We start from the raw sequence: 26,028 nt of genomic DNA, 5'->3' as shown, positions 1-26,028 counted from the left end.
AAACCCGCTTAGGCTGCGGCACCGTTGAGTGCCGCTTTCACCAGGTTGTCGATCTCGTTCGTGATATTCGACAACACACCGGCTACCACCGAGAATTCCTTGCCGGCTACGCCCGAGCGTGCGGCAACTATGCGCGCATTAAGCGCCACCATATTTGCTTCACGCGCAATCGTTTCAATCTCGGTCATGATGCCGCGTAACTGATTACGCATTAGTCGCGCATGCTTCTTCGATTGCTCTTCGTAAATCGACGTGATCTGGTTCAAGATCGCCAGCAAAGGTGTGGTGGTCTTTACCAGTTCAGCCAATAATTCAGGCGCAGCTCTGAGCTTGTCTTCGATCGCATTCAGCGTCCGTTCGGCGATATCGATGAAGTGGCGTATATGGCGGTCACCCTCCAACCTGCCGAAATAAGCGTCTTCCAACTCGGGACAAAACACGCCCGGCAAATCACCAGAGCGCTTCAGCAAGGACGTATGTGCGCCTCGGAACAAGCCCAACGCTTCACGTCCGATTGCCGCCGCATTTTCATGACCTTGCGAGGCCAGTACCGCATACAACACTAGTCGCTGCGAAGTGAAGCGGCGGCGCCCAGACAAATTAATCAGCATCCCGAACACTTCACCCGACAGCGGCACGACAGATGCGTCTTCCTCGCTTACTACAGCTTCTATTGCACGTTCTGATGCATGTGCGTTCGTGATAGCTCTGCCGTTATGTTCGTCATTAACGGCAACCGACATTGTCGGTGCCGCAGTTTCTGTTTTACGCAAAGGTGCTTGGGTCATCATGGCCTGGTTCAGCATAAATCTCACTCAGCTTGGATGATGGGGACAAACCTTATCGGGTCAAGCCGCTTCCTTGGTCGGATGCGATTGACGATGGTATAAAAATTCCAGCACGGCGGTACGGTAGGCCGAATACTGTGGATCCTGTGCCAACGCTACACGCTCACGTGGACGAGCCAGTTTCACTTCCAGCACTTCACCGATGGTGGCCGATGGGCCGTTCGTCAGCATCACGATCTTGTCTGACAAGAGCACGGCTTCATCGACATCATGCGTCACCATCACAACCGTTGAACCGGTCGCTGCAACGATCTTCAGCAACTCATCCTGCAAGTGCGCACGAGTCAATGCATCGAGGGCGCCGAACGGTTCATCCATCAACAATACTTTCGGTTCCATCGACAAGGCGCGTGCGATACCGACACGTTGCTTCATACCGCCGGAAATTTCATTCGGACGTTTTTGTTCAGCGTGCGTCAAGCCGACCAGTGCCAATGCTGCCTTGGTGCGTGCACGCAATTTGGCTTTGCCTTCCAGCTTGCCGAACACACGTTCCACTGCGAGATACACATTCTCGAAACAGGTCAACCATGGCAACAGTGAATGGTTTTGAAACACCACTGCGCGTTCTGGCGACGGACCGGCAATTTCGCGATTTGCGCACAACAACATGCCGTCAGTAGCGTGCGTCAAACCGGCGATCAAATTGAGCAATGTCGATTTACCGCAACCTGAATGCCCGATCAGCGTGATGAACTCGCCTTTGGCAACGGTCAGATTGATGTCGGTCAGCGCATTGAAGACACCTTTCTTGGTATGAAAGGACATTGCTGCATTTTGAATATCGATGAACTTGCTGTTGTTATCCATGATGTTTTCCTTGTACTTTGTTTGTGCTTGGTTACTCGTTGCAATCTGTCGTTCGATTAAATCGAAACGTAATCAGCGCATCACAATCAATTCTTTACATCTTCGTAGGTAAAGATTCTGGCGATACCAACCAGGATCTGTTCCAGTATCAAGCCGACGATACCGATGACGACGATGGCGATGATGATGTGTGCGACGTTCAGATTGTTCCACTCATCCCACACCCAGAAGCCGATACCTACGCCGCCGGTCAACATTTCTGCAGCGACGATCACCAGCCATGCGGTACCAATTGCAAGACGTACGCCGGTCAACATGTATGGCAATACCGATGGGAATAAAATCTTGGTAACGATTTTCCACTCAGACAAATTCAATACCTTGGCAACGTTCATGTAATCCTGCGGCACACGTTGTACACCGACTGCGGTATTGATGATCATTGGCCAGATCGAGCAAATGAAGATCGACCAGATCGCAGCTGGATCAGCAGCTTTGAATACGAGCAAACCAATCGGCAACCATGCAAGCGGCGACACTGGTTTCAGCAAACTGATAATCGGATTGAACATGCCGGACAAGAATGAAAAACGTCCGATCATGAAACCCAATGGAATGCCGACCAGTGCAGCCAGACCGAAGCCGACACCGACGCGTTTCAGCGAAGCCAGAATGTTCCAGCCTATGCCCTGATCATTTGGGCCATTGCTGTAGAACGGATCGGCGAATAATTCCATCGCCGATTTCAGTGTCACTAAAGGTGAAGGAATACCGCTGTTTTTTACAGAGATGATTTCCCACACCACGATCAAGAAAAGCAAACCGAAAATCGGTGGCAACACGGTCAAAAAGAAAGGACGCAAAGAAAACTTATTACCCTTTGCTTTTGGCTTCTCAACAACGCTTGCTGATGCGGCCGCTTTTTGCATGACACTCTCCGATTTTCTGGTTTCGACCGATGCCGCACTGGTCGCGTTTTCTGCTGTATGCATGATTGCGCTCATGATGATTCCTTATGCTTTGATCTTGAATGATTCCGCGTAAGCTTTTGGATTTTTACCATCCCACACCACGCCGTCGATCAACTTCGAAGTGCGCATGACATTTTTCGGGATAGGCACATTCGCCATCGTTGCCGCTTCCTTGTACAGATCGATGCGATTGACCGATTTTGCTGTGCCCAGATAATCCGGTTCGCCTTTTGCCAAGCCCCAACGTTTGTGCTGCGTCATGAACCACATGCCGTCCGACAAGTACGGGAAGTTGGTCGCGCCTTCGTTATAGAACTTCATGTAGTTAGGGTCATCCCATGTTTTGCCCATGCCATCTTGGTAGCGGCCGAGAATACGTTGGTTGATGACGTCGACCGAAGTGTTGACATAAGACTTGGCAGCAATCGTTTCCGCCATTTTGTTTTTGTTGGACAGCGATGCATCGATCCAGCGACCGGCTTCTAATACAGCCGCAGTCAAAGCGCGTGCTGTATTTGGATTTTTCGCAACCCAATCGGATGTTGTGCCGAGTACTTTTTCTGGATGATCTTTCCAGATGTCTTGTGTCGTCGCAGCGGTGATACCGATGCCATCGACGATCGCGCGATGGTTCCACGGTTCACCAACGCAGAAGCCATCCATATTCCCAACGCGCATATTCGCAACCATTTGCGGTGGCGGCACGGTGATGACTTTAGCGTCTTTCATAGGATTGATGCCGTAGGTCGCGAGCCAGTAGTACAACCACATTGCATGCGTACCTGTTGGGAAAGTTTGCGCGAATGTGTATTCGCGTTTTTCCATTTGCATCAACTTGGCCAGGCCAGTACCGTTGACGGCGCCGGCATCTGCCAATTTTTTCGACAAGGTAATTGCTTGTCCGTTGTTGTTAAGATTCATCAGGACAGCCATGTCTTTTTTAGCGCCGCCTATGCCTTCATGCACGCCGTACACCAAGCCATACAAAACGTGCGCGGCATCGAGTTCACCATTGACCAACTTGTCGCGTACACCAGCCCATGACGATTCCTTGGTTGGAATAATCTTGATTCCGTATTTTTTATCGAAGCCCATCACTGAGGCCATGACGACCGATGCGCAATCGGTCAACGGAATGAAGCCAACTTTGACTTCTTCTTTTTCTGGCTTGTCTGAACCTGCAGCCCATACACCTTGAGTTGCCAATCCACCGAAGGCCGATGCCGTCAGGGCTGTCCCTGCTTTCAAGACTGTGCGCCGTGTCATATTGAATTTCCTGTCGTTCGTTGTCATGGTTTTCCTCAAGGGTTTCGCAATAAAAAAAAGGACGTCCGGTCAGCAAGAGCAACGCTCTTGCGACACGGACGTCCTTGTCCTGAACCATCCCGGCCATCATTGGCCAAAACAGTTTTTAATTCTTAGTACCTTCGTTGGTACTAGCTACACTTTAGCAATTGGTGTGCCAGCGCTTATTCAATGATTTGATAAAGATAATGTGCACTTGATAAGCAACTATCGCTCTTTTTTCGTGCGGCGCATTTATTTAGTGCGACAAGAAAGCGCATATTCACGCTGATGACTAACCTAACAAGTCAGCCACGTCTAATATGCGTTGCGCCAGCTCGGACAACTTCAAATTCTTGTCCATCGCCATCCGACGCAGTTTTGAATACGCCTCATCTTCGGAAATTTTATGGCGCTCCATCAGCAAACCCTTGGCGCGTTCTATCGTCTTGCGCTCAGCCAGCTTCAGTTTGGTATCAGATAACTCTGTGCGCAATTTTTGCTCAGCATTGAAGCGTGCGAGAGCCACATCCAGCACGGGCTTGATGCGTTCGGATTGCAAACCCGCGACGACATACGCCGATACGCCGGCCGCCATCGCTGCCTCCATGCTGGAGGTCGCATGATCCTCTGTAAACAATACGATAGGCCGCCGCGCATCACGCGTCGCCATCACGACGTGCTCCAGGACATCGCGTGAATCGGATTCAGCATCAATGATGATCATGTCGGGCTGCAGTTGCGCGACGCGATCAGGCAAATGCATATCAGCGGGGAAAACCGCGATGATGTTATAGCCAGCTTCCAGCAAGCCTATGCGCAGCGCACGCGAGCGTTCCGCTTGCATCAAGGCGTTTTCATCCTGCTCGTCGCCTTCAGGCGGCATGACAGTATTGACGACGACTATGCGTAGTGAGCGCACATCGGAACGTACGTCGGATCGCATGTCAGGATGTGAGTCGGGTTTTGGAGTTTCAATCATTGCAACATTCTAAAAGCAAGTGATACGGACTTGTACCAGAATAAGCTACAATCCACGCAAGAATCACACCACATGATGCATTTTTCCCGCATCTTTACGCTCCATGCTTGTTCTCGGTATCGAATCCTCCTGCGATGAAACTGGTCTCGCGCTGTATGACACTCAGCGCGGCTTGCTGGCGCACGCACTTTATTCACAGGTAAAGATGCACGAAGAGTACGGCGGCGTCGTACCGGAACTTGCATCGCGAGACCACATTCGGCGCGCGATTCCCTTGTTGGAACAGGTTTTCGCGGAGAGCGGCGTAGCACACGATGCCATCGATGCGATCGCCTACACGCAAGGGCCGGGCTTGGCTGGCGCATTATTAGTCGGCGCCTCGGTCGCTTGCGGCCTCGGCCTCGCATTGGATAAACCAGTATTGGGCGTGCATCACCTCGAAGGCCATTTGCTGTCGCCTTTGCTGGCTAGCGAACCACCGGAATTCCCTTTCATCGCATTATTGGTTTCCGGCGGTCACACGCAATTGATGCGCGTGGACGGCGTCGGGCAATACACGATGCTGGGCGAAACACTGGATGATGCAGCAGGCGAAGCATTCGACAAATCTGCAAAATTGCTAGGCCTGGGTTATCCGGGCGGACCGGCAATTTCACGGATGGCCGAGTTCGGCGATCCAACTGCATATAAATTACCGCGCCCCATGCTACATTCGAAAAATCTGGATTTTAGTTTTTCAGGATTGAAGACAGCCGTGCTGACGGTAGTAAAAAATCAAACCACGAATATCTGCGAACAAGACAAGGCGAACATTGCACGCGCCTTCGTCGATGCTATCGTCGAAGTGCTGACGGCTAAATGTGTCACCGCCCTCAAGCACACAGGTTTGAAACGTTTGGTAATTGCAGGCGGCGTTGGTGCCAATCGTCAACTACGCGAGTCACTGAATGCAGCCGCAGCGAAAAAACACTTCAAGGTGTTTTATCCCGAGCTTGAATTTTGCACCGACAATGGCGCGATGATTGCCTTCGCCGGTGCGATGCGTCTGCAGATCAATCCTGATGCGGCCAAAAAAGATTACGCCTTCAACGTCAAGCCACGCTGGCCGCTGGATAGCATCAGCGAAATCTAAAAATCACGCAGTACGATGGCCGTCACTGCGTGACTATTCGCTACACTTAAAATTCTTCCCAATCATTTGCTTCGGTGTGTCTGTCTTTCGGTATCGCAGCAGGTTTTTGAGGCGCTGACTTAACGGGCGCTTTCTTTACTGGTGATCGCGTCGCAATGTGAGGACTGACGCTGATACTTGCGCTTTTCTGCGACGTTCCCGCTTGCATACCATTGATCTTGAACACGCTCACCACGTGCGCCAGGTTATCAGCCTGCTCTTGCAAGGATGCTGCCGCAGCGGCAGCTTCTTCTACCAGTGCCGCATTCTGTTGCGTGACCTGATCCATTTGTCCAATGGCTTGATTGACTTGCTCAATACCTTCGGTCTGCTCCGCGCTGGCCGCTGTAATTTCCGACATGATGTCGGTGACGCGTCTGACGCTTTCCACGATTTCAGACATGGTAGCGCCAGCCTGATCGACCAACTTTGCACCGTTATCAACCTTGTCTACTGAATCGCCGATCAGTGTTTTGATTTCTTTAGCGGCAGCTGCCGATCGTTGTGCCAAATTGCGAACTTCTGTTGCTACGACTGCAAATCCTCGACCCTGTTCACCGGCTCGCGCCGCTTCTACTGCGGCATTCAAAGCGAGAATATTTGTTTGGAACGCGATGCCGTCAATGACGCCAATGATGTCCACGATTTTTTTCGATGAGTCGTTGATGGAACTCATGGTTTCCACCACCTTGGCAACCACCTCGCCGCCGCGTCCTGCGACCTCTGATGCCGATGCAGCCATTTGATTTGCCTGTCTTGCGTTGTCGGCATTTTGCTTGACGGTTGAGGTCAACTCTTCCATCGAAGAAGCGGTCTCTTCCAATGAGCTGGCTTGGGTCTCTGTTCTGCTCGACAAATCCATATTGCCGGATGCGATTTGGCTCGATGCGGTGGCAATGGTGTCGGTACCAAAACGGACTTCCGACACGATGCGCACCAGGCTGTCATTCATATCTTTTAACGCGCCGAATAACTGGCCGGTTTCATCCTTGCCGGATGCGTCGATATCATTATTCAAATCACCTGATGCCACTTTACGTGCAATACCGACAGCATTATTTAACGGCGTAGTAATTCCCTTGGTCAGCCACCATGCGGCAAGCACGGCCAGCAGAATTGCCACTACGCCGAGGAAAATCAGAATATTCAAACTGGTGCTATAAGTCGCATGAATATCCAGCGCCATGTTGTCGCTTTCTTTGCGCTGTTGATCGACCAACTCTTGCAGAAGTCCGGTGTAGGACTTGGCGACCGGCGTAAATTCGACTTCAAGTATTCTGTTTGCCTCAGCCGTGTTACCGGCAACCTTCTCTTTAATAATCCGATCGCGTAAGGCAATGAACGCCTTGCGCGAAGTCACGATGCCATCAAAGATTTCCTTTTCCCTGGGCGTGTTCATTAGAGGTTCGATCTTGCCCTGCAGCTCGGTGGACACTCTCGAAGACTCGGCCGTATCTGCCGCGAAGAAAGTGGTCAGCGATGGATCGCTACTCTTGGCAATCGCCATAGTTCGCCGCACGCCTGCATGAATATTTCTATACCAATCGCCGACTAATCGTTCAGTCGCAATCGGTTCATCAATCATGGCCTGCGCTGTTTTATCGATTGCGCCCAAGCGCCAAAAGCTGACAGCAAGCATGACTGCCATGAGCAAAATGATGAGAGCAAAACCGAGGCTGAGACGGGTTCCAATTTTCAAATTTTTCATGATTGCCTTAAGAGACATTAGGAACGGAATTGAGCTTACATATATGCTCAAGACACTCTAATATTTCATTTGCACAATTACAAGAAAGATCGAAGGACGTATGGAATGCTCGCGCAAAAGCGACACCGTCATGAGTTAGTCATACAACTGAGATAGAGATCGCCGCCAGGGAAGGCGGCCTCTTGTGATGCGAATGTTAAATTCGTGCGAAATGACGTAGGCAGTTCTTTATTTTTTCTTACTGCCTAGTCGGCTTTCTTTCCCTGCCAGCAAATTACCGATGTTCTTCGCGTGTCGATAAACCAGCAATACGCTCATCGCTACAACCGCCAACAAAATCGCATCCGGGCCAAACAGCAAACCGTAATAGAACGGCGCAAAAATACTGGCAATCAATGCCGCCAAAGACGAATAGCGGAATGCGTAAGCAATCACCAGCCACGTAATCAGCGTTGCCAAACCAAGCCAAACGTTCAAGGCAAGCAGTACACCCAGCGCAGTCGCCACGCCTTTGCCGCCGACGAAACGAAAAAAGATAGGCCATAGATGACCGAGGAAAACGGCAATCGCAACCAAGGCCACGCCACTTTCCTGCACACCGTATTCAGGGCCAAAATGCTTGGCCAACCAGACTGCGACAAAACCTTTCGCGCCATCGCCCAGCAAGGTCAAAATCGCGGCTTTTTTATTCCCACTGCGGAGCACATTGGTTGCGCCTGGATTCTTGGAGCCGTAGCTGCGTGGATCAGCCAGACGGAAAAACTTGCTGACAACAACTGCAAATGAAATCGAACCGATCAGATAAGCACCGATTGCGAAAAGAACTGTATTCATATCAACCTTAAGTTACTTTTTTAATTACATCTTCTGTTATGTTTGTACGCGCGCATTTTGCAGTTTATGGTTAATTGCAAAACGGCGCTCTCAACTTTTTTCTTTATTCTTCCAGCGCGCACTGCACGGCAGTTGCCGACAAAGCTTGCGTCAAAACTTGTGGCGAGATGCCGATCAGGTACCCGCGTCGCCCGCCATTGATATATATTTTTTCCAGATCAAGAATACTCTGCTCGACATACACCGGCATCGTCTTGCGTGTACCGAAAGGCGAAGTGCCGCCTATCAAAAATCCAGAATGCCGATTCGCCACTTCCGGCTTGCATGGCTCTATCGATTTACAGCCTATTTGACGTGCCAGATTTTTGGTCGAAACCTTGCGGTCACCGTGCATCAATACAATTAATGGCTTGGCCGCTTCGTCCTGCATCACCAGGGTTTTAACGACTGCGTGTTCGTCGACGCCCAACTTGCGTGCCGAAACCGTGGTGCCGCCGTGTTCTTCATATTCGTAGGGATGCTCGGAAAAAACAATGTCCTTACGGCGCAAGAACTGGGTCGCGGGCGTTTCGGAAATGTGCTCTTTTTTTGCCATGCGTGTTACGCTCATCTTAAAAATTGGAGCACATTATGCAACAAGAACTCCGCTTTGCGACCTTCAATGTCTGCAATCTGGCATTGCCAGGCGTGAAATATTACGAAGACCAGATTCCATATTCTTTAGAAGAATATGATGCAAAAATCAGCTGGATTGCACAACAGCTGGATAGACTGGATGCCGACGTCATAGGCCTGCAGGAAATCTTCTCACAAGCCGCATTAAAAGATGTGCTGGCTAAAACGCAGAAGTATCGCGATGCACGTCATATCGGCTTCGATCCTGATCCGCAGGCGGATCATCTGACGCCCAGCGTTGCTCTGATCTCTCGCCTGCCCGTCGCAGAAGGCGCAGCCACGTTCACACAGTTACCCAATAATCTTGCGGTTGCCTTGCCAGGCGTTACGCATCCCGTTACACATTTCACGCGGCCTGTATTGCACGCGAAAATAGAGGTGTCACCCAACTTGCTGGTCCATGTTTTTGTTTGCCACCTGAAATCCAAGCTACCGGATTATCGCAACGACAATCACGACGACCAACCGGATCAAGCCGGGATTGCGATGTTGCGTTCGCTGATACGACGCGGCACCGATGCGCTCGGATTACGTACGCTGCTGTCCAATTTGAACAAGGAAAAACGAGCACCGATTATTGTCATGGGCGACTTCAACGACGTTGCCAATGCAATTCCCACGCAGATGGTGATGGGCTTGGGGAAATATCCCATCAATGGCGCCGACGATCGCTTGTTTGAAAGCTATCGCATCCAGTCGCGCCGCGATGCCTTGCGCGATGTCGGTTACACGCATATGCACGACGGCAGTTATGAAACGATCGATCACATACTGGTTTCGGAGGAATTCAATCCGGCGTCGCGCGCAGCGATAGGTGAAGTCGTGGAAGTGATGTATTTGAATGACCACATGACCTTCAAACAAGCGCACGCGTCAGATCATGGTTTGGTATTGGTGCGCATCCTGCTGCATGGGAAATCCGTTACCAGCATTTCTCCATCGGACGCGGATGGCACATCGGTCTGAAGTCATTCAAGCAAAACTGAAACAGCAAATTAGGTGCTGGCAGGACCGGCAGCGCCTTTGTCTGCATCGGTATCCGTGTCGACTTCGTCGTCATCAGCGTCAGAAGCTTCTGTGCCATCGTCAGGCGCATTGCCTTTTTCGGCTTTACGCTTCAGTTTTTCTTCTTTTTTGCGTTTCTTTTCCAACTCTTTTTGACGCTTCTCGTACTGAAAATTAGGTTTGGCCAAGTGAGTGCTCTTTGAGTAGATGTTCTGTTGAAGATAGGAGGTGAGCCAGGATTAAGCTGCTACAGGGCCCATCGATGGTACGAATGCTAGCACGCCACCAACTTTCGCGGCTGAAAACAGACGGCGCCGCCGCTCTCTTGGCACTCAAGAAATCAAGAAATTACCTATTAAAATCATACAACTTCAGCCAATTTTATTGCTTTTCGCAATAACTCACTACCGGCAGAAAGTTGAAAATTTAACCACGCGGATGATGCATCTGATGCAAAAGCTTCAAGCGCTCGCGCGCCACATGGGTGTAGATCTGCGTAGTCGAAATATCAGAATGCCCGAGCAGCAACTGCACTACGCGCAAATCGGCACCATGGTTCAGCAAATGCGTGGCGAATGCGTGGCGCAAGGTATGCGGTGATAGCGGCGCATTGATTTGAGCGGCTGCCGCGTGCTTCTTGATCAGCGTCCAGAACATCTGCCGCGTCATTGGCCCACCGCGCGCAGTGACAAAAAGCGCATCGTCTATCTGCCCATCCAGGATCACAGGACGCGCTTCTTTTAGATAGCGTTCTATCCACGCTCGCGCTTCTTCGCCAAACGGCACCAGCCGCGTTTTACTACCTTTGCCAGTAATGCGCAGCACGCCTTCGTTCATGCCAACTTCTATCGATTTCAGCAGCACCAACTCCGTCACACGCAAACCGCTGGCATACATCAACTCCAGCATGGTGCGATCACGCAGACCGAGCGGTGTCGTCACATCAGGCGCTGCCAGCAAGGCATCGACTTGCGCTTCCGATAAAGTCTTGGGCGTGCGAGGCGGTTGCTTGGCCGAGCGCATTTTCAGACAAGGATCGTCGCTGATGCGATTTTGGCGCAAGGCTAACTGGTAGAAACGTTTGAGTACTGCCAAGCGACGATTCGATGAAGTGGCTTTGGTGCTTTCATGTTTCGCAAAAAAATAGGCATTCAAATCGTCGGCATGCGCAGCCAATAAGGTCTTGCCGCGCTCGGCTTGCAACCAGGCTGCGAACAAGCTCAAATCGCGTCGATAAGCATCCAGAGAATTTTTTGCCAGACCGTCTTCCAGCCACAAGGTGTCGCAGAATTCCTCAATCTGCGGCTGACTGATCAAAGCTTCGGCATTCGCTGAATTTTTACTTACTTTGGCCGTAGCGCGCGCGACCTGCTTGACTGACTTGTTGGCGGTCTTTTTTGCAGTAGCAGTTTTTATAGTAGAACTCATCAGTAGCCCGCGACTTTTTCATGCGTGAGCAGCCAGCGCTTTACGCCGACATGAAATCCGGTTTCATCATCGTGATGCGAGAAGCCACCCAGCCCACCCGCAGCAGTCACACGATGACATGGAATCACCAAGGGAAACCAATTCGCGCCGCAAGCTTGCCCAACCGCACGCGGCGCCGATTGCACGCGTCTGGCAACATCACCGTAGGTAAGTACTTTGCCGCGCGGGATTTCAGAAATAGCAGCCCAGACTTTTTGTTGAAACGGTGTGCCTATCTGTGTCAGCGGCAGATCGAATTGAAAATCGGGATCGCTCAGGTAACGCTCAACTTGCTTCGCTGCGCGCTCGGCCACGACATCGGTCGCTTCTTTCTCGTGGAAGCTGGCCGGCAAATAAACCAGTTCGCGCACAAGTCGATCTTCAGTGCGTATGCCAACGGCACCAAATGAGGTTTCGACAATCGCGGAAAAAAGGGAAGAGGAAGATGTCTGCTTCATTGCATACAGCCCAAAGACATGTGCATAAACACAGAGCATAAAACAAAAAAGGCGCATCTCGCGATGCGCCCTCAAATACATCTGCTGTACCCCAGGCGGCGTATAGCTTTGCTATCGCCACCATTATTGATACAGGTCTCCCCTACTAGTCCGACATCGATGTCGTGTGTATGTATGCTCCCCTCAAACCATTCTGTAGCGCAGACCGAGGCGCACCATTTCGGGTCAAGGCAGCAAAGCCGGACTCATTATAAAAATCAATTTCGGGGAAATCAAGCAATTATGCTTACTCGCACCTTACAACAACAAATGGCAAAGAGACGCCTTGCCGGGTAGTTGAATTTGGGGTATCGACGTCTGGCTTACTGTTTTCAAAAATATGCGGGCAATAAAAAAGGCGTGTCTTTCGACACGCCTTGAATTTTGCTTTGTGCTTCCGGCCGTTTGATGAGTTACCTCTCAACAGCTTCTGTGAAACACAGGTCTCCTCGGCCCTCTGCTACTGTCGCCAACCCTGACTGAGAAGCGACGTAACTAGCCTTTTATTCTTCTTTGAATGCTTCCTCGCGTTTTTTGCGCAACGCGGGCAACAACACAACTGCCAACGCTAACGCCGCCATTGCCAACATTGTGGCACTGATAGGACGTGTCAAAAACACCATCGGATCACTGCGCGACAACAACAATGCGCGACGCAAATATTCTTCCATCATCGGTCCGATAATAAAACCTAACAACATCGGAGCCGGCTCAGCATCGAGCTTTGCGCAAATATAACCGAACAATCCAAATAAGGCCATCAGATAAATATCAAAATCGCTGTTATTTAAACTGAACACGCCAATCGCACAGAACATCAGGATCGCTGGATACAAATGATGGTAAGGCACGGTAATCATGCGGACCCACAAACCGATCATAGGCAGATTCAACACGATCAGGAAGAAGTTACCAATCCACATCGAAGCGATCAAGCCCCAGAACAAGGTTGGTTGCTCTGTCATCACGGCAGGACCAGGCTGAATACCTTGAATGATCATCGCGCCGATCATCAACGCCATCACCGGATTCGATGGAATACCCAAAGTCAGCATAGGGATGAATGAAGTTTGCGCGCCAGCATTGTTTGCCGCTTCCGGCGCTGCTACACCTTCAATCGCACCCTTGCCGAATTGCGCAGAGTTCTTCGAAACTTTTTTCTCGATAGAGTACGCAGCAAACGATGCCAACATCGCGCCGCCACCAGGCAAGATACCCAGCGCAGAACCCAGAGCAGTACCGCGCAGAATCGGCGCGATGATGCGCTTCATGTCGTCCTTGCTCAACATCAAGCCGGAGACTTTTTTCATTACCAGCGAACGGGTTTCTTCATGCTCCAGATTGCGGATGATTTCGCCGATACCGAACATACCCATCGCGACGATCACGAAGTTAATGCCGTCTGCCAGTTCCGGCATGTCGAAAGTGTAACGTGCCGCACCGGAGTTAACGTCGGAGCCGATCAAGCCCAGCAACAAGCCAAGAATCACCATGCCGATTGCATTGAGCAACGAACCGCTAGCCAACACAACTGAAGCAACCAAACCCAATACCATCAGCGAAAAATATTCCGCAGGGCCGAACTTCAAAGCCAGATCAGCAAGCGGCGGTGCAAACAGAGCAAGCAAGATGGTCGCAACGGTACCGGCAAAGAAGGAGCCGATCGCTGCAGTTGCCAACGCCTTACCAGCATGTCCCTGTCGCGCCATCTGATAACCATCGATGGCGGTGACCACCGAGGATGATTCCCCTGGCAGGTTCACCAAAATCGCAGTTGTCGATCCCCCGTATTGTGCGCCGTAATAAATACCAGCCAGCATGATCAAGGCTGCGATTGGAGGCAAGGCAAACGTCGCCGGCAACAACATCGCGATCGTGGCAACCGGTCCGAGGCCTGGCAACACGCCAACCGCTGTACCCAGAAACACGCCGATCAGGCAATACATCAAATTCTGCAAAGACAGGGCGGTCTCGAAGCCTATCCCTAGATTAGTAAATAATTCCATTGTCAGTACCTTCTCAACCGCCAAACCATGGGCCAAAAATCGCAATCGGCAAGCCGAGCAATTTGACGAAAACGACGACCGCAAAAATTGTCATCCCTGTAGCCAGCGCAATGCCGTGCAGCACTTTAAATTTGGAGCTGGCAAACGCACTAAACAATACGATTGCAAAAATAGCCGCTACCAAACCAGCGCCACGGATCAGAAAACCGAACAGCAAAACGCCGCTCAGAATCAGGATCGTTTCCTTGACGGCAAATTTCTCGAGAGCTTCGCCTTCACGGAAGAACGAGCGCACGGTGGCGGCCAGTCCTATCAATGCAAGCAAACCACCAAGAATCGTCGGGAAGTAGGCAGGACCCATTTTGCCCGCAGTACCCATGTTGTAATCGCGGCCGATGATGATTGCGGCCAAGCCGATAAACAGAAAAATAATCCCAGTCCAGAAATCCTTGGGATGTCGAATAAATGATGGCAAGGTGCTCCCCTTCTCTTAAAACTTGATTCCACGGCACATTGAAATCAGGTGCCAGGCCAATACAAACGCTTACTTCAGATTTTGCCTGTCAATAAAATTAACGAGCCCATATTCAAAATGACGAGATGCCTGCGCATCTCGTCATTTATTAGATCCATGACTTCAACATCTCAAATTGTGATTAGTCGGCCAATTAATCAGCGTAGACGCCAGCCTTCTTGATGATCGGGCTCCATTTTGCGATTTCCGATTTCAGGAAAGCGCGCAGAGCCTCTGGCGTGGCACGATCTGCAGAAACTGGTTCTGTACCCAGATCAGCAAAACGTTGTTTGACGACAGGATCTTTCAATGCAACTTGCAGAGCTGCTTCGACTTTGTCGATCACTGGTTTTGGTGTGCCTTTAGGAGCATACAGACCGTGCCAAACAGCTACTTCAAAGCCAGGCAAACCAGCTTCGTTTGCGGTTGGAATATTTGGCAGCGAAGGAACGCGTGTTTTGGTTGTTACTGCGTATGCTTTGACTTTGCCGCCTTTGATTTGGCTGGTGGTGTTTGTCGTTTGATCGCACATGAAATCAACCTGACCGCCGAGCAAATCATTCATCGCAGGACCAGTACCTTTGTAAGGCACGGTGGTCAATTCGGTATCGATTGCCGACATGAACAACATGCCGCACAAATGGGATGCGGAACCAACGCCAGCATTTGCGTAAGTTACTTTGTTTTTATTGGCCTTAACGTAAGCAACCAGTTCTTTGAAATCCTTGGCTGGGAAATCACCACGTGCGATGAATGTCATCGGCACGTCGGTAATCAAACCGATAGGTTCAAAATCGTCGATCGCGTTGTAGCTCAGTTTGCGATACAGCGAAGGCGCTGTCGATTGACCGATGTGATGCAAGAACAAGGTGTAGCCGTCTGGCGCCGATTTGGCAACGCGTGCTGCACCGATAGTGCCGCCTGCACCACCAACGTTTTCAACGATCACTGTTTGTTTCAGCGAGGTAGTCATCGATTGCGCAACCAAACGCGCCACGGTATCAGTTGGGCCGCCTGCAGCAAACGGAACAATCATCGTGATGGTTTTATTTGGATAAGGATCGGCTGCATGAGCGAAAGCGCTAGCCAGCAATGCGAATCCTGCAACCGATTTCAAGAATTTGGTCTTCATTTGATTTGTCTCCAGATTTAATAATTATTGGAAAAACGAGGGCTGGGACATAAGCCCTTTAAACCCTATTGCCTGTGCATCCTATCAAAACCTCTAAAAAAGAGATACCAGGACATTACATGAAACAGATATTTCATGAGCGAAGCACTGCTCACCCATCTTGAATTCAATTCAATACTTACATTTTACTGACGAAACCTTTCACGAGCCTTGCGCGAACAAGACTAAACGATTTTATCTGTTACCCGCAACAAAGGTTAAATACCACGCTCAATCTGATATGGCAGAAGGTTCTGACAGCGATTTTTCCAAAGGAAAAGGACGAAAATTGCGCACCAAAAAAGCGAATTCATCATCCGCTGCTAAACAACCGGCATAATTAATAGCGTATTAAGTAATAGCGTTTTAAGGGCCGCTCAGCTTGCAAGAAAAATCAGCGCTCGGGCAAGCGCCGCGTTTCCGATTCCTTGGTCACGGCCAGCACGATCGCTTTACCGATTCTGCCTTCCAACTGCTTGCGCACTGGTTGCAAGGCATGACGCCATGCAGCATTTTCTTTGTCTGTCAAAACGTGGACTGTGGTTTTCTTGCTTTTCTTGATTGCTTCAAGCGCGGCATCGTTTTCCTGGGCGGCCAGATTATTGCCGTAGATCGTTGCCTCGCGTATTGCGTCATCAACTGTCTTGCGCAATTCGGAAGGCAAGCCATCCCAGAATTTTTTGTTCACGATGACTGCACTGCCGAGGTAGCCGTGATTCGATACCGTCACATGACTTTGTACTTCATATAATTTTCTTGCGTAAAAATTGATAGGTGTACTTTCCACGCCATCCACTATGCGGCTATGCAAGGCGAAATAAATTTCATTTCCATCCAGCATTTGCGGAATCGCGCCCAAGGCTTCCATCTGATCTTCCAGCACTGGCGAAGAGTGAATGCGCATTCTGAGTCCAGCAAAATCAGCCGGCATTTTCAATGGCTTGTTAGATGACATGATCTTGAAGCCGCCATCCCAATAAGCCAAGCCAACCATGTTTTTCGATTCCAGCTTGCGCAACATGGTCTTGCCTATCGCACCCTCGGTGACACGAGTGACTGCTTCTCTATTGGCAAACAAATAAGGCAAATCGAAGACTTCAAAATCCTGCGCGCCAAATTGCGCCAACTTGGCCAATGACGGCGCCACCATCTGCACTGCACCTAATTGCAATGCCTCAAGTTCATCGGACTCTTTATATAACTGATTATTTGGATAGACATCCACGCGTATGCGGCGGCGGCTCGCTTGCTCAACCAATTCCTTGAAACGCAATGCGGCTTGGCCCTTAGGCGTATCAATGGCGGAAACGTGACTGAATTTAATTACAGTCGTGGTTTGCGCAGATACAATTGTGGCTGCCAGCGACAATGTCAGGCTAAGCACAATCAAATGTATTTTTGTTGCTATTCTCATCGCGCAGTCAGAAGGTTCCGGATTTAATTTTGTTGGTACTATGCGCAGTCGTCCACGTCATCACAAGTGTGGATAACCACATTATCATCACAGGTAACCATGAGCGCCTGCGTCAAAATACAGCAGCATCGCTAGTCATGCAAGACCACGAACGATTTACAAAAATCTCGCCTAGCAATTTCATAACGGCGCGGATTTTATATAAACACTTATGATATCAAACCAATCCCGTTCCCCCAGCTTCGGTTTCCCCAGCCGCAAACAGGCGTGGCGCTGGCTCATCCCTTTACTGCTGGCCTTGCTGTTTTTGACCACGCTGATCTGGCTGCCTCTGCATGAAAAGCAGCAGGAAGCGAGCGAGCGTCAAGAGCAACTGATTGCCGATTCATTGTGGGTAGAACAAACCATACGCTTTCAGCTTCAGCGCAATGAAGAGAGTTTGAATCTGATGGCGTCGGAAATTATTTCCGGCTATCTGACCGGCCCGCGTTTACAAGAACGCATGGCCAATCTGATCCGTAACAATCATGAAATTCACCGCATCATCGAGCTCGATGCAGATGGCAATTTGATCACGTCGACGGACGAAACGCTGATCACAAAAAATGAACTGTCAGCAGCATCGAAAAGAGCCGATGCACGTGCACGCGCCACCAAAACTCCGATGTACAGCCAACCAGCGGCCGATATCAGCGGCCCGGTGATGTTCGATTATCACGTGCCACTGTATGTAGACGATAAATACACCGGCAGCGTCATCGCCAGTTATCTGGCATCGAGCATTCTGGATGACATGGTGCCGTGGTGGTTCGCGCAAGACAATGAAATTGCGCTAACTGATATCAACGACGTCATCATTCACAAACGCGCATCAGGCGGCGCGGGTCGCGGTGTATATACACATAGACGCGCGCTCAATCTGGCCGGCGTGTCGTTGAAGTTGAGTACCAACAGTACCAAGAGCGCGCCGAAGTTGCTGCCTAGCTTGCTGGTAGACACGGTCATTCTGTTGGCGCTTGGTTTAGCATGGAGTTTGACTGCACTGTGGCGCGATATCAATCGTCGTCTTGCGGCGGAAATGGCGTTGCGCGAGCAAATTGCATTTCGTACTGCGATGGAAAATTCCCTGATCACCGGCTTGCGCGCACGCGATCTGGATGGACTCGTGACGTATGTGAATCCGGCTTTCTCGCAGATGGTTGGCATCCCGGCCGAAGATATCGTCGGTCGTCTACCGCCCATGCCGTATTGGGCGCCCGAAGCGATAGGCGAATATCAACGTCGCTTTTCACAAGTAGTGGCCGGCACGGTGACACCGCAAGGATTTGAAACTGTTTTTCAGCATGCCGATGGTCATCGCATTCCAGTCCTGATTTTTGAATCGCCGCTAGTCGACGATACCGGCAAGCAAACAGGCTGGATGGGCTCCATCCTCGACATCTCTGATCGCAAACGTGTGGAAGATTTGAATCGTCAGCAACAAGAAAAGCTGCAAGCCAGCGCGCGCTTGGCGACCATGGGTGAGATCGCGTCCACACTGGCGCATGAATTGAATCAACCGCTGGCCGCGATCTCAAGCTACACCACCGGCGCGCTGAATATTCTGGCGCGCGAACAACCGCGTGTCGCAGAAATCAATATCGATATGCTGACGCACGCATTGGAAAAAGCCAACGCGCAAGCGCAGCGCGCCGGCCAGATTATTCGAAGTGTGCACACCTTCGTGAAGAAGCGCGAACCGATGCGCACCGCCATTACACTTTCAGAATTAATAGAAAGCGTGGCGCCGCTAGTTGAGTTGCAGGCGCAAAAATACTTTGTTTCCATCAAGGTCGATATCCCGGCAACCTTGCCGACGATACTGGCCGATCAAGTATTGCTGGAACAAGTGTTGTTGAACCTGACACGTAATGCGATTGAATCCATGCAAGGCGTGGCACTAGAAAAACGCGTACTGGGAATTGCCGCCAGCGTTGATCCAAGCAATCAGCGCAATGTCGTGGTTTCTATCAGCGATCAGGGGCACGGCATTCCACCGGAAGTGGCCGAGCGTCTGTATTCGCCGTTCTTCTCCACCAAGGCAGACGGCATGGGTATGGGCTTGAGTATTTGCCGCACGGCGATCGAATTCCACGGTGGTACGCTGACGCATGTGGACAATCCGGGTGGCGGCACAATATTCCGTTTTTCGCTCCCGGCGTTGCAAAATAAGCTGATCGACACGACAATGCGTGCAGATTGACGATGTAGAAAAGGGTTTTTTGATATTGATTGCGCAATCTTTTTTACATGCGCTTGAATAAATATCGAAGCCTAATCCGACTAGCAACAAAGAACATACAACACATTAAAGCGCTACAAGCAGGCTGACAGGATATTCAATGTTGCACATTATTGATGATGAAGAAGTAATCCGCGACTCGCTGATGTGGCTGGCGAAATCACGCGGCATCCCCGCTGCTGCTTACGATAGCGGCAAGACTTTTCTCGCCGCGCTGGACAATATGCCGCGCATCAATCTGCAAGGACAATGCGTCTTGCTGGATGTGCGTATGCCGGATATCGGTGGCATTGCGCTGTTCGATCTGCTTTCTTCGCGCAACCTGACGCAAGTCTTCCCGGTTATTTTTCTGACCGGCCACGGCGATGTGCCGATGGCAGTCGATACGCTGAAACGCGGCGCCTTTGATTTCTTTGAAAAACCCTTCAACGACAACAAGCTGATGGATCGCGTGCAAGAAGCATTAGCCGCATCCGAGCAAGCTGCCGGCAGCGCTGCGATACACACTCGCTTGTCGGCCTTGTCGGCCCGTGAGCGCGAAGTACTGGACTTGATCCTTGAAGGAAAAATGAACAAGGTGATCGCAGACAAACTGGGTATCAGCATGCGCACAGTCGAAGTCCACCGCGCACATATTTTCGACAAGATGAATGTCAAGACAGCAGTCGAACTGGCTCGTTTGTTGAAATAAAATTCAGCCTATTTTCTTGCAATGGCATGCGCGATGCGAAGACAAAAACAAGACAAAGACCAAGCGCATGCAAGTCTCATCTCTGAAATTCGCAGTCAGGTTTTATCATTAAGCGACGCTCATTTCTTCGTACTCTTCGTACTAATTGATACCAGTTTCGCACCATAGCGCATCGCTGATTACCCATGCATATCGTTAATATTCTGTTGCCTGATTTTTTGCTGATCCTGTTCGGAGCCGCGCTGTTGCGCGTCACGAATTGGGGCAGCGAATTCTGGGCCGGCATGGAAAAGATAATTTACTACGTGCTGTTTCCAGCGCTGCTGTTTTACTCCACGGCACGTTCACCGATCAACTTCGGCGCGACCGGCCAATTCCTGCAAGTCGCCATCGCTGCCTGTGTTGCCGGCATTCTGCTGGGCTGGTTGGCAAAGCCCCTATTCAAAGCGGAGCCTATGGTTTTCGAATCGGGCGTGCAAACTGCATTCCGTTTCAACTCCTACATCGCACTCGCAATTGCGGGCCGCCTCGGTGGCGAAGAAGGCACCTCACTGATGGGTATGGCGATAGGCTTTGCGGTCCCGCTGTGTAATATGGCGGCGGTGCACGCGTTGGTAAAAGACAAAGGCGGCTTGCTACTGGAACTAGTAAAGAATCCGCTGCTGGTTGCCACATTGAGCGGCGTCGCATTCAATCTGCTCGGTCTGCATTTACCTGATATCGCCAGCGCCTTCTTGTCGCGCCTTGGTAATGCGTCGATCGCGCTCGGCTTGATTATGGTCGGTGCCGGTTTGCGACTGACCGGCTTGCACGCAGCCAAAGGTATCGCCGCTTATTTTCTGATCGTCAAACTGTTCGCCGTACCGGCGATCACATATGCGCTCGGTGTATGGTTAGGCTTGTCACCTTTGCATTTGCAAATGGTCGTGATGTTTGCTGCATTGCCGACCGCATCGAGCGCCTATGTATTGGCGGTGCGCATGGGCGGCAATGGCCCGTTTGTCGCCTTCCTGATTTCTGCTGGCACCTTGATTTCGATGGCAACCTTGCCACTTTGGCTGGCACTGCTACATTAAAGAAAACAGCTGATACTAAATTTGATGGAACTACGCTTTGTCTATGACATCGTAAGAAAGTCCTTACATTTGATTAATTGACGCCGCGCACAGACGAAACGAAAAAGCATGCAACATTTCACCGCCCATTTGCACGAAGAAGCCGGCACCATTGCCTTGGGTGCGGCATTGGCGCGCGCAGTGCAGCCGGGGCTGACGATCTATCTACATGGCGATCTGGGCGCTGGCAAAACCGCGCTCACGCGCGCCATGCTGCATGCGATGGGTCACGATGGTCATGTGAAAAGCCCGACTTACACGCTGGCCGAACCGTACGCCATCGAGTTCGATGGACTAACCGTCAACGTGATCCATTTCGATTTGTATCGGATGGCGAGCGCAGAAGAATTTCTCGATGCCGGCTTCCGCGAATACTTTAATCATCAAACAATTTGCATCGTTGAATGGCCGGAAAAAGCCGAAACGGTGTTGCCTCCTCCCGACATCAATATTTCGCTCAGCGTCGCGGGCGAAGGGCGTGATGTAGAATTGCAAGCGTCGTCTGAACAAGGTGTTGAATGTCTGAACCGACTGAAATTCGCTCCAAACCTGTAGTCACGAAAGTGCGCCGCACCGTCCTTAAAGCTGGCGGTACGCTACTGATTTCTCTGCTTACTCCGCTGCACGCATTCGCTGCGCAAATTCTGGCCGTGCGCGTATGGCCGGCTGACGACTACACACGCGTCACGCTGGAAAACGACACTGATCTGAAAACGACGCACTTCATTATCAAGAATCCGGAACGCTTGGTGGTGGATGTAGAAGGTATCGATCTCGGTCCAACGCTGAAAAGCCTGGTCGCCAAGATTCAATCCAACGATCCTTACATCAAGCAAGTGCGGGTCGGCCAGAACCGTCCAAAAGTCGTGCGACTGGTATTCGATTTAAAAGAAGAAGTGAATCCACAAGTGTTTACGCTGGCACCGGTCGGCGAATACAAGCATCGACTGGTATTCGATCTGTATCCAGTCAATCCACCAGATCCAATCGCGGCCCTGATTGAAAAAGGCCAATGGTCGCTGGACGTGCCGCCCGATACGATGCCGCCGCCGACTGCAGAAGCCAGCCCGCCGTACGTCGAGCCCAAGTCCGGTCGTCCGCCACAAGTCACGCGCATGCTGACGATTGCACTCGATCCTGGTCATGGCGGCGAAGATCCAGGCGCAGTGGGACGTGGTGGCAGCTATGAAAAAAATATAGTGCTGGCCATCGCCAAACGTTTGAAAGCAAAGCTCGAACAACAACCGAACATGCGCGTGATGTTGACACGCGATGGCGACTTCTTTGTGCCGCTACAAGTGCGCGTACAAAAAGCCCGCAAGGTGCAAGCCGATCTATTCGTATCCATCCATGCGGATGCGTTTGTGCAGGCAACTGCAAATGGCTCATCGGTGTTTGCCTTGTCCGAAAAAGGCGCGACTTCAACCGCTGCGCGTTGGCTCGCCAACAAGGAAAATGCCGCCGATCTGATAGGCGGCACCAACATCAAAAATCACGACAAGCAATTGGCCAGTGTTTTACTCGATCTATCGACGACGGCACAAATCAATGACAGCATGAAGCTGGGAAAAGCCGTATTGAATGAAATCGGCGGCATCAATCGCCTGCACAAAGGCTCGGTAGAACAAGCAGGCTTTGCGGTGTTGAAGGCTCCCGATATTCCTAGCATCTTGATTGAAACCGCCTTCATTTCCAATCCGGCTGAAGAAGCCAAATTGAATGACGATGCTTATCAAGACCGGATGGCCGAGGCTGTTGCGCAAGGTATCAAAAAATACTTTGCGAAGAATCCACCGCTGGCAAAAAGCAGAATGATGTAGTGCAGACAGGTGTAAATAAAACTACCTAAAAATAAAAAACGCCGCGAAATTCGCGGCGTTTTTTATGAACCTAATCTTTAATCTTGTTACGGCATTTTTGGTTTTCTGAAACGTTGGGAGATTTTCCACAAAGCGCCCAGCACCACCGGCACCGCTGCTGCGCCCACACCAATCAACACGATGGTATTCAAGTGATCCCGAATAATAGGGATATTGCCAAACAGATAGCCGCCCACCACCAACAAGCCCACCCACAAAATCGCTCCGGTGATATTGAAGAACTGAAAGCGCACGAAAGTCATCGTCGAAATACCAGCCACGAAAGGTGCGAAGGTGCGCACGATAGGCAGAAAGCGCGCCAGGACCAACATGATGCCGCCGTGCTTTTCATAGAAAGCATGCGTTTTTCGCAAGGCATCGCGATCAAGCCAACGATAGTCATGGGTAAATACTTTTTCCCCTATGCGCCGCCCTATCCAGTAATTCACGGTATTGCCGAGTATCCCCGCTGCGATCAGCAAACCCAGCAGCAACCATAGGTTCATTGCGCCCGATGCGCAAAATGCGCCAGCGATGAAAAGCAAGGTGTCACCTGGCAAGAATGGGAAGATCACCAAACCTGTTTCACAAAAGATAATCGCAAACAGAACCAGATAAATCAGTGCGCCGTATTGCGCGATAAAGGTACCGAGATACTTGTCGACATGCAAAATCATGTCGAAAAACTGCATGAAATCCATAATTCTCCTTGGTGGCGGCAGCATGATACACCACTGCACATCTGCAATCGTGCTCGCCGCTCATGCAAACTGACCACTAGTTCGCTGATCGGTTCACTGCCGCTTGCAAGCTGGCGACGTTATAATCTGCAGATGCACGCACCAGTTCAACCAGCTCGGGCTATACAGCCACTATCCGACCAACTCATTTCGCAAATCGCCGCCGGCGAGGTAGTCGAACGTCCATCTGCTGTCGTTAAAGAGTTGCTGGAAAACGCACTTGATGCCGGCGCCACACAAATCAGCGTGCGCTTGGAACAAGGCGGCGTCAAACGCATCGCCATCACCGACAACGGCCGCGGTATCGCCCCTGAACAATTACCTTTGGCTTTGGCGCGACACGCAACGTCGAAAATCAATTCGCTGACCGAGTTGGAAAATGTCGCGACGCTGGGTTTTCGTGGTGAGGCATTGGCATCCATTGCGTCGGTTTCGCAACTGACACTGACCTCACGCACTGTCGATGCTGCGCACGCGTGGGAAATCACAGGCGTACAAAATCTGGATCAACAAAGTACCGTCGCACCATCCTCGGGCGCACCCGGCACAACCGTCGATGTACTTGATTTGTATTTCAACACGCCGGCGCGTCGCAAGTTTTTAAAGACAGAACAAACTGAATTCGGTCATTGCGCAGAAGTCGTGCGCCGTATCGCGCTATCGCGGCCAGATGTTTCGTTTTCGCTGACACATAACGGCAAGACCATCGATCATTGGGCGATCAACGATATCGCCAAACGTAGCGCACACATTCTGGGCAATGAATTTTCAGGCGCGCGTTTGCCGCTGGAAGAAAACGCGGGACCTTTGCATTTGCATGGCTTCATCGGTTTGCCGACCGCTTCCAAGGCGCGTGGCGATGCACAGTACTTTTATGTGAATGGTCGTTTCGTGCGCGACAAATTGTTGATGCATGCGGTGCGCTCGGCTTATCAAGATGTGCTGCATGGTGATCGTTATCCATCGTATGTGATCAGTCTGGATCTCGACCCCGCCTTGGTCGATGTGAATGTGCATCCATCCAAAATTGAAGTCCGCTTCCGCGATAGTCGCGCCGTGCATCAGTTTGTATTTCATGCAGTCAGCCGGGCCTTGGCACAAACCTCAGCTACCGCGTTCGGCGCCGTACCGTCACCAACACCGGCACCGTCGAGTGCATTGCCATGGTTGCGCGAGCAACAGCAAACTACCTTCGCGCCACAATTCAATTCCGCATACGGGGTTGCGCAAACGGCTGCCAACTATGGCGCGCTGTTTGCCAACGGACCGGCATCCAACGACAGCAACAGCGATGAGCCCTTGTTGCAAACCGCAAATAGCATCAACGCGCAAGCGATGTCGGATGATGAATTCCCTCTTGGGTTTGCACTTGCTCAACTACATGGGATTTTTATCCTCGCGCAAAACACCAAGGGTTTGGTGCTGGTCGATATGCATGCAGCGCACGAACGCATACTTTACGAACAGCTGAAAAATGCGCTAGACGACAATGCAATGCAAGTGCAACCGCTGCTGATCCCGGTCACCTTTTACGCCGATGGCGTAGAAGTCGGTACAGCCGAAGACAGCAAAGAAATTTTGCAGTCGCTAGGTTTCGATATCGCCGCCTTGTCACCGACGACACTCGCCGTGCGTGCCGTGCCTGCGCTGTTGAAAAATGCCGATGCACAAAGTCTGGCGCGCGATGTATTACGCGACGTGCGCGAGTACGGCGCTTCGCGCGTGCTGCTGGAACGACGTAATGAGTTGCTGGGCACGCTGGCTTGCCATACCGCAGTGCGCGCCAACCGCACTTTGACCGTACCGGAAATGAATGCGCTGCTGCGCCAGATGGAAGCAACCGAACGCGCAGACCAATGCAATCACGGTCGTCCAACCTGGGTACAACTCGGCTTGTCGGATCTGGATAAATTATTTGAGCGCGGTCGCTGAAGTGACTAGATACGTGACAGCACTCGTCTTCATCCCGCTTTTTCTGCAAGCTA

At 51.0% G+C, this 26,028-nt stretch carries 24 protein-coding genes; 8 read left to right on the top strand and 16 right to left on the bottom strand.

Going from position 1 to position 26,028, the window contains the following annotated elements:
* Window positions 1-8: 8 nt before the first annotated feature.
* From Q7T66_RS17240 to Q7T66_RS17220, 5 genes are all read right to left on the bottom strand, one after another.
* A complete protein-coding gene (locus tag Q7T66_RS17240) occupies window positions 9-611 on the bottom strand; it encodes a methyl-accepting chemotaxis protein (protein ID WP_304934375.1) in 603 nt (200 codons plus the stop codon).
* 237 nt (window positions 612-848) lie between these two features.
* On the bottom strand, window positions 849-1,658 hold the full coding sequence (locus Q7T66_RS17235) for an ABC transporter ATP-binding protein (protein WP_304934335.1): 810 nt from the start codon (window positions 1,656-1,658) through the stop codon (window positions 849-851).
* An 86-nt stretch (window positions 1,659-1,744) separates the two neighbouring features.
* Window positions 1,745-2,665 carry a nitrate ABC transporter permease gene (ntrB, locus tag Q7T66_RS17230; protein ID WP_370691662.1) on the bottom strand — a complete coding sequence of 307 codons (921 nt, stop codon included), beginning with the start codon at window positions 2,663-2,665 and terminating at the stop codon, window positions 1,745-1,747.
* Window positions 2,666-2,671: 6 nt separating this feature from the next.
* On the bottom strand, window positions 2,672-3,895 hold the full coding sequence (locus Q7T66_RS17225) for a CmpA/NrtA family ABC transporter substrate-binding protein (RefSeq protein ID WP_304934374.1): 1,224 nt from the start codon (window positions 3,893-3,895) through the stop codon (window positions 2,672-2,674).
* A 313-nt stretch (window positions 3,896-4,208) separates the two neighbouring features.
* Window positions 4,209-4,859 carry an ANTAR domain-containing response regulator gene (locus Q7T66_RS17220; RefSeq protein WP_304934333.1) on the bottom strand — a complete coding sequence of 217 codons (651 nt, stop codon included), beginning with the start codon at window positions 4,857-4,859 and terminating at the stop codon, window positions 4,209-4,211.
* 139 nt (window positions 4,860-4,998) lie between these two features.
* Between Q7T66_RS17220 and tsaD the strand changes: the two genes are divergently transcribed.
* The gene (gene tsaD, locus Q7T66_RS17215) at window positions 4,999-6,027 is read left to right on the top strand and encodes a tRNA (adenosine(37)-N6)-threonylcarbamoyltransferase complex transferase subunit TsaD (RefSeq protein ID WP_304934332.1); all 1,029 of its coding nucleotides are present in this window, start codon (window positions 4,999-5,001) and stop codon (window positions 6,025-6,027) included.
* A 46-nt stretch (window positions 6,028-6,073) separates the two neighbouring features.
* On the opposite strand, the gene Q7T66_RS17210 is transcribed toward tsaD, so the two are convergent.
* The 3 genes from Q7T66_RS17210 to ybaK all read right to left on the bottom strand — a co-directional run bounded on the left by Q7T66_RS17210 (window position 6,074) and on the right by ybaK (window position 9,203).
* The gene (locus Q7T66_RS17210; RefSeq protein ID WP_304934331.1) at window positions 6,074-7,774 is read right to left on the bottom strand and encodes a methyl-accepting chemotaxis protein; all 1,701 of its coding nucleotides are present in this window, start codon (window positions 7,772-7,774) and stop codon (window positions 6,074-6,076) included.
* Window positions 7,775-8,002: 228 nt separating this feature from the next.
* Complete coding sequence (gene plsY / locus Q7T66_RS17205; RefSeq protein WP_304934330.1) at window positions 8,003-8,608, bottom strand: glycerol-3-phosphate 1-O-acyltransferase PlsY; 606 nt, start codon at window positions 8,606-8,608, stop codon at window positions 8,003-8,005.
* Between the two features lie 103 nt (window positions 8,609-8,711).
* Complete coding sequence (gene ybaK / locus Q7T66_RS17200; protein ID WP_304934329.1) at window positions 8,712-9,203, bottom strand: Cys-tRNA(Pro) deacylase; 492 nt, start codon at window positions 9,201-9,203, stop codon at window positions 8,712-8,714.
* 35 nt (window positions 9,204-9,238) lie between these two features.
* Here ybaK and Q7T66_RS17195 point away from each other — a divergent pair, with 35 nt between their 5' ends.
* Entirely contained in the window at window positions 9,239-10,249 is a 1,011-nt protein-coding gene (locus Q7T66_RS17195; protein WP_304934328.1) for an endonuclease/exonuclease/phosphatase family protein, read from the top strand.
* Between the two features lie 29 nt (window positions 10,250-10,278).
* Here Q7T66_RS17195 and Q7T66_RS17190 read toward each other — a convergent pair whose 3' ends face one another.
* From Q7T66_RS17190 to Q7T66_RS17160, 7 genes are all read right to left on the bottom strand, one after another.
* Complete coding sequence (locus Q7T66_RS17190; protein WP_304934327.1) at window positions 10,279-10,476, bottom strand: hypothetical protein; 198 nt, start codon at window positions 10,474-10,476, stop codon at window positions 10,279-10,281.
* Between the two features lie 238 nt (window positions 10,477-10,714).
* Window positions 10,715-11,716, bottom strand: coding sequence for a site-specific tyrosine recombinase XerD (gene xerD / locus Q7T66_RS17185; protein WP_304934326.1), 1,002 nt, complete (start codon window positions 11,714-11,716; stop codon window positions 10,715-10,717).
* Complete coding sequence (locus Q7T66_RS17180) at window positions 11,716-12,213, bottom strand: methylated-DNA--[protein]-cysteine S-methyltransferase (protein WP_304934325.1); 498 nt, start codon at window positions 12,211-12,213, stop codon at window positions 11,716-11,718. Before Q7T66_RS17180 ends, xerD begins: the two co-directional genes overlap by 1 nt.
* Window positions 12,214-12,755: 542 nt before the next feature.
* On the bottom strand, window positions 12,756-14,258 hold the full coding sequence (locus Q7T66_RS17175; RefSeq protein WP_304934324.1) for a tripartite tricarboxylate transporter permease: 1,503 nt from the start codon (window positions 14,256-14,258) through the stop codon (window positions 12,756-12,758).
* Window positions 14,259-14,271: 13 nt separating this feature from the next.
* Window positions 14,272-14,733 carry a tripartite tricarboxylate transporter TctB family protein gene (locus Q7T66_RS17170; protein ID WP_304934323.1) on the bottom strand — a complete coding sequence of 154 codons (462 nt, stop codon included), beginning with the start codon at window positions 14,731-14,733 and terminating at the stop codon, window positions 14,272-14,274.
* A 193-nt stretch (window positions 14,734-14,926) separates the two neighbouring features.
* Window positions 14,927-15,904: a tripartite tricarboxylate transporter substrate binding protein BugD gene (locus Q7T66_RS17165; protein ID WP_304934322.1), complete on the bottom strand. Its 978-nt coding sequence runs from the start codon at window positions 15,902-15,904 to the stop codon at window positions 14,927-14,929.
* A 433-nt stretch (window positions 15,905-16,337) separates the two neighbouring features.
* Entirely contained in the window at window positions 16,338-17,357 is a 1,020-nt protein-coding gene (locus Q7T66_RS17160; protein ID WP_304934321.1) for a DctP family TRAP transporter solute-binding subunit, read from the bottom strand.
* 211 nt (window positions 17,358-17,568) lie between these two features.
* On the opposite strand from Q7T66_RS17160, the gene Q7T66_RS17155 reads away from it, so the two are divergent.
* The 5 genes from Q7T66_RS17155 (at window position 17,569) to Q7T66_RS17135 (ending at window position 23,264) form a co-directional block, all read left to right on the top strand.
* Window positions 17,569-19,599 (top strand): ATP-binding protein, encoded by a 2,031-nt coding sequence (locus Q7T66_RS17155; protein WP_304934320.1) that lies wholly within the window; start codon window positions 17,569-17,571, stop codon window positions 19,597-19,599.
* Window positions 19,600-19,738: 139 nt separating this feature from the next.
* Window positions 19,739-20,329 (top strand): response regulator transcription factor, encoded by a 591-nt coding sequence (locus Q7T66_RS17150; protein WP_304934319.1) that lies wholly within the window; start codon window positions 19,739-19,741, stop codon window positions 20,327-20,329.
* Between the two features lie 185 nt (window positions 20,330-20,514).
* Window positions 20,515-21,405 (top strand): AEC family transporter, encoded by an 891-nt coding sequence (locus Q7T66_RS17145; protein ID WP_304934318.1) that lies wholly within the window; start codon window positions 20,515-20,517, stop codon window positions 21,403-21,405.
* Between the two features lie 108 nt (window positions 21,406-21,513).
* A complete protein-coding gene (gene tsaE / locus Q7T66_RS17140; RefSeq protein WP_304934317.1) occupies window positions 21,514-21,999 on the top strand; it encodes a tRNA (adenosine(37)-N6)-threonylcarbamoyltransferase complex ATPase subunit type 1 TsaE in 486 nt (161 codons plus the stop codon).
* On the top strand, window positions 21,963-23,264 hold the full coding sequence (locus Q7T66_RS17135; protein ID WP_304934316.1) for an N-acetylmuramoyl-L-alanine amidase: 1,302 nt from the start codon (window positions 21,963-21,965) through the stop codon (window positions 23,262-23,264). Before tsaE ends, Q7T66_RS17135 begins: the two co-directional genes overlap by 37 nt.
* Before the next feature lie 86 nt (window positions 23,265-23,350).
* Here Q7T66_RS17135 and Q7T66_RS17130 read toward each other — a convergent pair whose 3' ends face one another.
* Window positions 23,351-24,004 carry a VTT domain-containing protein gene (locus Q7T66_RS17130; protein WP_304934315.1) on the bottom strand — a complete coding sequence of 218 codons (654 nt, stop codon included), beginning with the start codon at window positions 24,002-24,004 and terminating at the stop codon, window positions 23,351-23,353.
* A gap of 132 nt (window positions 24,005-24,136) precedes the next feature.
* Between Q7T66_RS17130 and mutL the strand changes: the two genes are divergently transcribed.
* On the top strand, window positions 24,137-25,975 hold the full coding sequence (gene mutL / locus Q7T66_RS17125) for a DNA mismatch repair endonuclease MutL (protein ID WP_304934314.1): 1,839 nt from the start codon (window positions 24,137-24,139) through the stop codon (window positions 25,973-25,975).
* Window positions 25,976-26,028: the final 53 nt, after the last annotated feature.

The sequence above is a fragment of the Herminiimonas sp. genome (genome assembly GCF_030655415.1).
Note: the sequence above shows the minus strand (reverse complement) of the source record. Positions and strands in the feature narration are given on the sequence as shown.